The sequence below is a fragment of the Azospirillum rugosum genome, from assembly GCF_017876155.1.
Taxonomy (GTDB): Bacteria; Pseudomonadota; Alphaproteobacteria; order Azospirillales; family Azospirillaceae; genus Azospirillum; species Azospirillum rugosum.
Map to the genome: position 1 here is coordinate 1 of NZ_JAGINP010000052.1, position 9,140 is coordinate 9,140.

The window sequence follows — 9,140 nt, forward strand, 5'->3', positions numbered from 1 at the left end:
CGTGGTCGTTCTGGCGAAGACGCCACCAGCAGCGGGCGCGGCGCTCTCATTGGAAACGCCGCACCCAAACCGATAGAGCCCGGCTGTAGTACTAGCGCGGGTGCAGAACCACCTGTCGCTGAAGGCGACGGCCGATTCGCTCCGCACGACCCTGGAGCAGGTGCGCGCCGCGCACAGCCGGCTGGAGGAAACCCAGCAGCACCTGATCCAGACCGAGAAGATGGCCGCGCTCGGCCTGCTCGTCTCCGGCGTCGCGCACGAGATCAACACGCCCGTCGGCGTAGCGCTCACCGCCGTGTCGCACCTGACGGGCTTGGTCGAGGCGCTGTCCAGCCAATTCCACGCCGGGGCGATCCGCAAGTCCGACCTCGCGCGGTTCCTGGAGAACGCCCGCGAAGGCTGCTCCCTGCTGACCACCAACATCGTCCGCACGGCCAACCTGATCCAGAGCTTCAAGCAGGTGGTCGTGGACCGGGCCGGGTCGGAACGGCGGCGGTTCGACCTGAAGGATTACCTGGGCGACGCGCTTCTGGGGCTCGACTCGCTCCTGCGGGAAGGCGGGCACAGCCTGTCGGTCCGCTGTCCCAGCGGGATCTCGCTGGACAGCCACCCCGGCCCACTGTCGGAGGTGCTGTCCATCCTGGTCCGCAACACCGCGGACCACGCCTTTGGCCCGGGCCAGAACGGACAGGTGTCGGTGACCGCCCTGCCCCTGGGCGGCGACGGCGTGGAACTGCGGGTCGCCGACGACGGCAAGGGCATCGCCCCCGATCACCTGCCCAAGCTGTTCGACCCCTTCTTCACCACCCGGCGCGGCATCGATTACCCGGGACTGGGGCTGTACATCGCCTTCAACCTGGTCACCCAGGTGCTGCAAGGCACGATCGAGGTGGAAAGCGCGCCGAACAGCGGCGCAACCTTCATCCTGCGCCTTCCCAGCGCCACCTCCGACGTCTTCGGCGCGCGCGCTCCCCTGGAGGCGTCGATCCCGTGACGCCCCCGTCCGGGGTCAGGTTTGCCGCGCCAGCACGGCCGCCACCCGTTCCCGCAGCAGCGTCGGATCGATCGGCTTGGTGAGATAGTCCGCCGCTCCCAGCCGCAAGCCCTGGTCCCGGTCTCCGGCCTCCGCGCGTCCCGTCATGAAGATGACCGGAATCCCCCTGGTCCGCGGATCGCCCTTCAGCCGCTCGCACACCGCGTGGCCGTCCAGACCCGGCATCACGATGTCGAGCAGGATGAGGTCGGGCGCCGCCGGGCCGGCCGCGATCTCCAACGCCTTCGCCCCGTTGTTGGCGACCTTCAGCCGGTAGGCGTCCTTCAGCAGCGCGCTGATCATCTTCAGATTGTCCGGCGTGTCGTCCACCACCAGCACGGTGGGCTTGGAAGCGGCCGTATCGGCGGGAATCGTGGCTGGAGCGTCGGTCATGGGACGCTCGTGTGCGCGAGAACCGCAGCGTCCGCCGGGGCCGCGGCGCCCGCGCGGGCCTCGACCAGCAAGGCGGCCGCGTCGTCGAAATCGAAGTTCCGCACCCGCTCCGCCAGGGCCTCGAACCGGTCCGGAAAGGCCGCCCGCAGCAGGTCGGCGTTGGCCGACAGCACGTCCTCCGCCTCCGGGTCGCACTCCTTCAGCAGATCCTGCAAGCGCCCGCAGACCGCCCCCAACGCGTCAGGGTCCACGGCGACCGACCCGACCGCCGGTTCCGACCGGGGCAACGCGGCCTCCAGATGGGCCGTCAGGTCGGCCAGGACGGGGACGAGCGCGGCGAGGCGACCGTCGATCCGGTCGCGCGGATGCTCCCCGCGGATCGCGAACTCCAGCGCCGCGGCGGCGTCCTGAACCGCGACCGCCCCGATGTTCCCGGCCGTCCCCTTCAGCGTGTGGGCGCAGCGCTCCGCCGTGGCGGCATCGTCGGCGTCCAGCGCCGCCCGGATCCGCTCCGGCGCGTCCTTCTGGCCGGCCACGAACTTGCGCAGCAGGTCGAGGTACAGCCGCCTCTTGCCGAGCAGGCGCTTGACCCCGGCCTCGACGTCGAGCCCGGGAATGCCGGACGGCAGTTCGGTCCGGTCAGGCTCCGGCCTGGGCGGCGGTTCCGCCGGCACCGGCGGTTCGTCGCCAACGTCATAGCGCGGACGCACCCAGGTGAGCAGCGCGGACCACAGGGCGTCGGGGTTGATGGGCTTCGCCAGATAGTCGTTCATGCCGGAATCCAGGCACCGGTTGCGGTCGGCCTGCATGGCGTTCGCCGTCATGGCGACGATGGGAAGGTCGGCGAAGCCCAGCCGGCGGATTTCCCGGGTTGCCGCGATTCCGTCCATCACCGGCATCTGCATGTCCATCAGGACGAGGTCGAAGTCCATGCTGAGAACCTTTTCGACCGCGATCGCTCCGTTCTCGGCGACCACAACGGACATGCCCGCGTCGTTCAGCAGCTCGCCGGCGACCTGCTGGTTCAGGTCGTTGTCCTCGGCCAGCAGGACCCGCGCTCCGCGCAGGCGGGACAGGTCCGGCAGCGCCGAGCCGGCGTCCTCGGCCGGCGCCGCGCCCGCCGCTCCACTGTCCTCGCCGAGCACGCGCATGATGCAGTCGAACAGGCTGGAGGGGTTGACCGGCTTGAACAGCACGTCCTCGATCCCCGTCCCGTCGCTGCGGCGCAGCACGTCCTCGCGGCCGTAGGAGGTCACCATGATCCGGTGGGGCGGCTTGTCCAACTCCAGCGCGCCGATTCCGGCCGAAGCCTCCAGCCCGTCCATGCCGGGCATCTGCCAGTCCATAAGGACGACGCGCACCGGATCGCCGGCGGTAGCGGCGGAGCGCACCGCCTCGATGGCGGCGGGCCCGGACGACACCGCCTGCGTCGCGAAAGACATGGCCGTGAGCATGTCGGTCAGCACGAGGCTCGCGCTCTCGTTGTCGTCCACCACCAGGCAGCGGAGCCCGCGCAGGTCCGGCCGCGGCAGCAGCACGCGGCGCGGCTTGTCCCGGCCCAGCCGGGCGGTGAACCAGAAGCAGGAGCCCCGGCCCGGTGCGCTGTCCACCCCGACCGAGCCGCCCATCAGCTCCGCCAGCCGTTTGGAAATGGCCAGCCCCAGGCCCGTGCCGCCGTATTTCCGGGTGGTCGAGGCGTCGGCCTGCTGGAAGCTCTGGAACAGCGCCGACCGCTGGTCCGCGGTCAGCCCGATTCCGGTGTCGCGGACCTCGAAACGCAGCAGCAGCTCGTCGCCGTAATCCTCATCCACGCGCACCGCGATGGCGATCTCTCCCGCCTCGGTGAACTTGACGGCGTTGTTGGCGTAGTTGACCAGGATCTGGCCGATGCGCAGGGGATCGCCGATCAGGTCGCTGGGAACGGACGGCCCCACGTCGAAGATCAGCTCCAGCCCCTTGGCCGCCGCCTTCTCGGCGATCAGGTCGGCCAGATCGGACAGCACCTTGTCGAGATGGAAGCCGGTGCGCTCCACGCTCAGCTTTCCGGCCTCGATCTTCGAGAAATCCAGGATGTCGTTGATGATCCCCAGCAGATGCTGGCCCGACTGGCTGATCTTGCGGACATAGTCGCGCTGGCGCGGCGTCAGGTCGGTTTTCAGGGCCAGGTGGGACAGCCCGATCACCGCGTTCATCGGTGTGCGGATCTCGTGACTCATGTTGGCGAGGAAGCTGGCCTTGGCCTGCGAGGCCGCTTCGGCCCGGTCGCGGGTGATGCGCAGCTCCTCCGTCTGTTCGCCGAGCCGGACCACGGCGTTGAGGATGCTGTCCAGCTCCTGCGTCCGCGCGCCGGGCAGCCGGATGTCCCGCTCCCCCGCGCCGATCCGGCGCAAGCCGTCCGCGGCCAGCAGAAGCGGCCGCACGACGTGGCGGCGCATCAGCCAGCCCGCGGCGGCGAAGATGGCGAGCACGGCGATGAAGGACAGCTGGATGACCTGCGACACCAGCCGGGTGTGCTCCTGGATCTGGGCAAGCCGCCCGGCGGTCAGCTCCGTCACGTCCACCAGCAGCCGGTCGCCGACGACGTTCAGCCCGACGAGGGTCTGCGCCCACTGCTCCGCCAGCCGCTCGTCCACCGCAGGCGGCGGGGTTCCGGCGCCGTCGCCCTTCGGCGCCGATTCCGCCTTCATGGTGGCCACGCGGCGGATGACGCCATAGGCCTCCGACACCTGCCTCTTCAGGTCGGGGTCGAACTGGAAGGTCGGATGGAAGGCGAGCGCCTGGGCGGACAGCAGCGCCTCGCGCCGGCGCCGGGCATCCTCGCTGGCCAGGACGATCGCGCCCGACTGCTTCAGCCGTTCCAGGTTCACCACCGCGCGCTGCCGTTCGAGGATCAGCGGGACCATGCGCTCCTGGCTGTCGGCGGCGAGCCGCTCCATCTGCCCCTGCTCCCACACGATGACCAGGAACAGGAGCCCGATCAGGCCGAGCAGGATGGCGCCGCCGGTCAGGATGGCGGGCTGCAGCCGGACCCTGGGGGGCTTGCGGTCGCGAAGGCGCGCCATGATGCCGTCCAATCAATAGATGTCGAAGGGGAAATACTGGCGGTTGATGCTCTGGTAGGTGCCGTCGCTTCGCACCGCCGCGATGGCGCGGTCGACCGCCGCCTTCAGGTCGGGGTGGCTGAGCGGCAGCACCATGTGCACCGGCCCGCCCAGACCGTTGTCCGTCATCGGCGTTCCAATGGTCTCGAACCGCTGCCCGGCGTCCGACAGCAGGAAATGCACGGCCTTCAGCGTCGGCGCGAGCACCAGCTCCGCGCGTCCGTCCAGCAGGGCCACCCACAAATCCTCCAGCGTCGGGACCACCAGCAGGGTCGTTCCCGGCCCGCTCATCCGCGCTAGCACGTCATACTGCTGCGAACCGCGGACGACGGCGATCCGGCGGCCACGGGCCGCGTCCGCCAGGGTGAGTTCCGGAAAGCCGCGCTGCCCCAAAAGGCTGCTGCTGGACCGCCAGTAGGGAGTCGAAAAGAGCAGGCGTTTTTCCCGCTCGGGCGTGCGCAGCACATTGCCGATGCCGAGGTCGTAATGTCCGGCCGCCACCTCGTCGATCAACTGGTTGAACGGCGCCGTCTCCATGCTGCAGGTCACCTGGAGCACGCGGCACAAGGCGTTGCCGAAATCGACGTTGAAGCCGACGAGCGTGCCGTCCGCCTCCCGGCGGCTGAAGGGCGGAGCGTTGTCCGACACCACGACGCGCAACGTCCGCGGTTCCGCGGGTGCGGGCGCCGGCGGTTCGGCCCGGGCCATCGCCAGCGGAAGCGCCGTCAGCCATGCCAGACACCACAGGACGGTGAGCGCCCGCTGGACCATGGCCGCCTCAATACACACGGAAGGGCAGGAAGCGCGAACTGATCGCGTCGTAGCGTCCATCCGCGAGGATCGCGCGCAAGGCCTGGTTGACGCGGTCCCGCAGCTCTTCCCGGCCGAGCGGCAGGGCGATGGCCGATTCTCCCCCCAGCCCGCCCTCGCTGATCGGCTCCCCGATCACCTCCAGGTTCTGGCCTTCGTTGCTCGTCAGCAGATGGACCGCCACGGTCGACGGGGCCAAAGCGAGATCCACCCGGCCATCGGCCACGGCCTGGATCGCCTCGCCCTGGTCGTCGAAGACCTGGATGATCCCGCCCGTGTCGCGTGTGCGGAAGTAATCCTGCTGCTTCGACCCGCGGGTCACGGAGATGCGCTTTCCCGCCAGAACCGGCTGCGCGCCCAGCGGCCATTCGCCGGCGCGGCCGATGTAGCAGGAACTCGACCGCTTGTAGCGATCGGTGAACAGGTACTTCTTCGCCCGCTCGGGCGTCTTCAGGATGCTGGCGACCGCGAAATCCGCGCCGTTCCGTTCGAGGAGTTCCAGAACCTCCGGGAACGGCAGCATATCGATTTCGCAACGGACGCCCATGGTCGCGCACAGGGCCCGCGCGATTTCAACTTCGAAGCCGGTAAGCCGGCCCTGGTCGTCCACCATGCCATAGGGGGCCATTTTCCAGGTCAGGACGCGCAGGACCTCATCCGCCCGGGCGGGCGTCGCGTACGCCGCCGCCAACACCACGGCGAACAGACCGCCCAGAAGACAAGTCGCGACACGGCGGGCGATGGGCGAGCGGTGCATGGGGGCGACTCAAGGACGAGCCGGAACGGTGCCGCCCGGCGTGCGGCGGGAACGCCACGGCGGCACGCCATGGCATCCACTCACGAGAAGCGGCGCCCGTTCAGTTGTCTTTCTGCACCCCATAGTCACCCGCCGGCACATATTTCCAGCGAGATTACCACTCGGCACGCGACAGTCAATCCAGGTCTGACCTGCGGTGATTGTGTCGCACACCAACGATCAAGCCGACGGCGCCGCCCACGCCGTCGGCCCGGACGGGGAGCTACGCCGCCTTCTGCCCCTCATTGAGCTCCACGCACCTCTCCTGTCGAAGCTGGCGCGCGAGTTCGTCCGACAGGCGCAGGGCGAGCGCGACGATGTTGATGGTCGGGTGATCGCTTCCCATGGTCGGAAACACCGAGCTTCCGCCGATGTAGAGGTTGTGCATCCCGTGCACCTTGCATTGGGCGTCGACCACCCCCTGCTTCGGATCCTCGTGCATGCGGGTGGTTCCCATGTGGTGCCAGCACCAGGACACCCGCTCCTCCCAGGCCTGTTCGGCGTCGGCCGCATCGGCGCCCGCCTCGATCAGGCCGCGCCTGGACAGGACCGAACGGACCAGGGCGTGCGTGCGCAGGAAGTTGTCCCGATCCTGCTCCGTCAGGCGCCAGTTCACGCAGGACAGGTTCAATCCAAGCTCGTCGCGCTCGGTGCTCAAGGTCACGCGGCTGTCCGGATTCGGCACGGGCTCCAGCACCGTCTCCAAAGCGAAGGCGCGCTGCACCCACTCGGGATTCACGACGTTGTCGAACAGGGCGTAGGCCAGATCCGGCAGGTGCATGGCGATGCGCGGCAGGGCGTCGCGCAGCAGGGCCACCGCGTTGCCGTCGGCCGTCCCGAACTTCCGGCGGTCCGACAGCAGCATGCGCACGTCATGCAACGCCCGGAACCCAGCCGTCGCCTCGCCATGATACTGGGCCACCAGATAGGTCCTCGAGTTCAACAGGCCCATCTCGCGTTGGGCCGCGTCCGTCGGGGACAGGGCGGCCGCGACCGGCAGTTGCGGAACGTTGAGCCGGCGCCGCGACAGCGCCAGGGTCATGTCGTACAGCCGCCGGTGCCGCTTCTGGTCGCTCAAACGGATGACCGTCGATTTCACGCGCGGGTGATCGGTGAAGTAGCGCCCGACCAAATCGTATCCGTTGCCGAGCCCCACCGGCTGGACACGGTTCGACAGCAGCAGAAGCCGGGCGTTGTCGATGCCGCCGCAGCACATCACGAAGATCCGCGCCTTCACGGAGAAGCGCGACCCGCTCAGCGCGGCGCACCGCACGCCGCGAACCACGCTCGCCGTGTCGTCGGTGTCGATTTCCACGACGTTGGCGTTGAGGCAGCAGGTCACGTTGTCCGCCAGTTTCAAAGCGGGCGTCGACGCGACGCCGAGCCGCGGCTGGGCGCTGATCTGCGCGACGCGGTTTTCCAGCGGTTCGCCGGACATGGGCAGGAAGTCGATGCCCTGCCGGCCCAGTTCCTGGGCCCAGAAGGCCGTGTCGTACACCGTGTTCGCCAAGCCGAGGATGGACTGCGCACGGTCGTGATAGGGCGCGAGTTCCTGGACCCCGAACGGCCATCCACTGTGCGGCACCCACGGGCGCGCTTCCAGGTCGATGGCCTCGAAGGGACGGCAGAACCCGCCCCAGCAGTTGGTGCTTCCACCGAAGAACCGGCTGCGCGCGGTCGCCAGCCGCTCGTAAGGCAGGCCGATGTTGAAGCCGGTGTAGAGGGACTGAGTCCGTCCGTCGGGCGCGAGGCCACCACTCTCCAGCAGAACGACCTTCCAGGGCGTCCCGCTCAGCGAGCGGGCAACCGTCAAGCCGGCCGCTCCGGCTCCGATGATGCAGACATCCGCATCGAGTGTAGTATCATTTGGCAATGTGCGAGCATCGATGATCATGCCGCGCCTGCTTTCGCTCAAGTCGGGTTGTATCCCTCCAAATAGAGCGAATCATCGCGCACCAATTACTGCTATTCGTGACTAACCCTTTCAGGGTGCGAGCAAGTCATAGGCGACGACGCTTTCCGCTTGGTGGTCGGTCCTTGGTCCGGCCAACCGGTATTTCCGGCTATGATTTCCACTGAAGTGGTGTGACATGATCGCGCGGATTGATCCGCATCAAGCCGGGGCGGAACGGCCGGCGATACCCTCCTCGCGTGATCCGCAAGGAGTTCTGATCATGGAAACGCTGGTGTTCGCAATCCTCGCCGTTCTGGTGCTGGGGTTCCTGCTCGTCCTCGGCATCCTGGGAGCGGCCACGGTGCACGCGGCCGCCCTGGTTGTTCTGGAGTCGCGCCGGCCCGTTCTGTCCGGCCAGCCGAACTGACGGCCCGGAAACACCGCCCGCGGGGGCGCGGCGACATCGTCGCCACGCCTCTCACCGGAACGGGATGTTCACGCCGATCCCGAGGCTCGCGCCGCCGGGCGCGTAAACGACCGGGGGCGGAGGCGGCGCGTACACGACACGCGGCTGCCGGTAGATGACCGTCGGCGGAGCGCGGTAGATGACCGCGGGCGGCGGAGCCTCATAGACGACGACGCCCGGTTCGCGCCACCGCCGATGCTCGCGCCAGTCCCGGTGGCGCCACTCGTCGTGGCCTCGCCAATGGCGCTCCCCGCGCCCACGCCAACCGTCGTCATGCGCGGACGCCGGTGCTGCGCCGGCCAGCAACGCTCCGGTCACCAAAGCACCCAGCGTGACCGCCTTCAGCCCGCGTGACACAGCGGTCCCAACTCCATGGCGAAACATCTTCGGCACCTTTCGCATCCAAGGGCACGGCGCCCTCAATGAGACGAACGTAAGCCGGTCCGATTTATTCCAACCACAACGAAAAGCCGGCGCTCCTGAGGGGAGCGCCGGCTTTGCGTGTGTTCGTGAAGACGTGCGTAAGTGACCTGTAAGCGCCGTCCAATCGGGAGGGCTTGGCGTGTGCCGTGGTGACCTGGCGGCGACCTACTCTCCCACGTCTTGAGACGCAGTACCATCGGCGCTGAGGCGTTTCACGGCCGAGT

General features: G+C 68.6%; 8 protein-coding genes. 2 read left to right on the forward strand and 6 right to left on the reverse strand.

From position 1 onward, the window contains the following. The first annotated feature begins 100 nt into the window (after positions 1–100). Positions 101–994, forward strand: a complete 894-nt coding sequence (locus J2851_RS35245; RefSeq protein ID WP_307421082.1) for a sensor histidine kinase — start codon at positions 101–103, stop codon at positions 992–994. Between the two features lie 15 nt (positions 995–1,009). Here J2851_RS35245 and J2851_RS35250 read toward each other — a convergent pair whose 3' ends face one another. From J2851_RS35250 to J2851_RS35270, 5 genes are all read right to left on the reverse strand, one after another. Beyond that, positions 1,010–1,426: a response regulator gene (locus tag J2851_RS35250; protein WP_209774008.1), complete on the reverse strand. Its 417-nt coding sequence runs from the start codon at positions 1,424–1,426 to the stop codon at positions 1,010–1,012. Continuing rightward, positions 1,423–4,488 carry a response regulator gene (locus J2851_RS35255; RefSeq protein ID WP_209774011.1) on the reverse strand — a complete coding sequence of 1,022 codons (3,066 nt, stop codon included), beginning with the start codon at positions 4,486–4,488 and terminating at the stop codon, positions 1,423–1,425. The genes J2851_RS35250 and J2851_RS35255 overlap by 4 nt, the downstream gene beginning before the upstream one ends. A 12-nt stretch (positions 4,489–4,500) precedes the next feature. Then, a complete protein-coding gene (locus J2851_RS35260) occupies positions 4,501–5,298 on the reverse strand; it encodes a substrate-binding periplasmic protein (RefSeq protein ID WP_209774014.1) in 798 nt (265 codons plus the stop codon). Positions 5,299–5,305: 7 nt separating this feature from the next. Further along, positions 5,306–6,094: a substrate-binding periplasmic protein gene (locus J2851_RS35265; protein ID WP_209774016.1), complete on the reverse strand. Its 789-nt coding sequence runs from the start codon at positions 6,092–6,094 to the stop codon at positions 5,306–5,308. Positions 6,095–6,356: 262 nt separating this feature from the next. Continuing rightward, the gene (locus J2851_RS35270; protein ID WP_209774019.1) at positions 6,357–8,027 is read right to left on the reverse strand and encodes an FAD-dependent oxidoreductase; all 1,671 of its coding nucleotides are present in this window, start codon (positions 8,025–8,027) and stop codon (positions 6,357–6,359) included. Between the two features lie 280 nt (positions 8,028–8,307). Here J2851_RS35270 and J2851_RS35275 point away from each other — a divergent pair, with 280 nt between their 5' ends. Beyond that, on the forward strand, positions 8,308–8,454 hold the full coding sequence (locus J2851_RS35275) for a hypothetical protein (protein ID WP_209774022.1): 147 nt from the start codon (positions 8,308–8,310) through the stop codon (positions 8,452–8,454). 51 nt (positions 8,455–8,505) lie between these two features. On the opposite strand, the gene J2851_RS35280 is transcribed toward J2851_RS35275, so the two are convergent. Further along, on the reverse strand, positions 8,506–8,877 hold the full coding sequence (locus tag J2851_RS35280) for a hypothetical protein (RefSeq protein ID WP_209774024.1): 372 nt from the start codon (positions 8,875–8,877) through the stop codon (positions 8,506–8,508). Positions 8,878–9,140 lie beyond the last annotated feature (263 nt).

Bases quoted from the DNA above. Each gene is read 5' to 3' on its own strand.
- J2851_RS35260 (WP_209774014.1), bottom strand. From the start codon at position 5,298: ATGGTCCAGCGGGCGCTCACCGTCCTGTGGTGTCTGGCATGGCTGACG.
- J2851_RS35270 (WP_209774019.1), bottom strand. From the start codon at position 8,027: ATGATCATCGATGCTCGCACATTGCCAAATGATACTACACTCGATGCG.
- J2851_RS35265 (WP_209774016.1), bottom strand. From the start codon at position 6,094: ATGCACCGCTCGCCCATCGCCCGCCGTGTCGCGACTTGTCTTCTGGGC.
- J2851_RS35250 (WP_209774008.1), bottom strand. From the start codon at position 1,426: ATGACCGACGCTCCAGCCACGATTCCCGCCGATACGGCCGCTTCCAAG.
- J2851_RS35280 (WP_209774024.1), bottom strand. From the start codon at position 8,877: ATGTTTCGCCATGGAGTTGGGACCGCTGTGTCACGCGGGCTGAAGGCG.
- J2851_RS35255 (WP_209774011.1), bottom strand. From the start codon at position 4,488: ATGGCGCGCCTTCGCGACCGCAAGCCCCCCAGGGTCCGGCTGCAGCCC.
- J2851_RS35275 (WP_209774022.1), top strand. From the start codon at position 8,308: ATGGAAACGCTGGTGTTCGCAATCCTCGCCGTTCTGGTGCTGGGGTTC.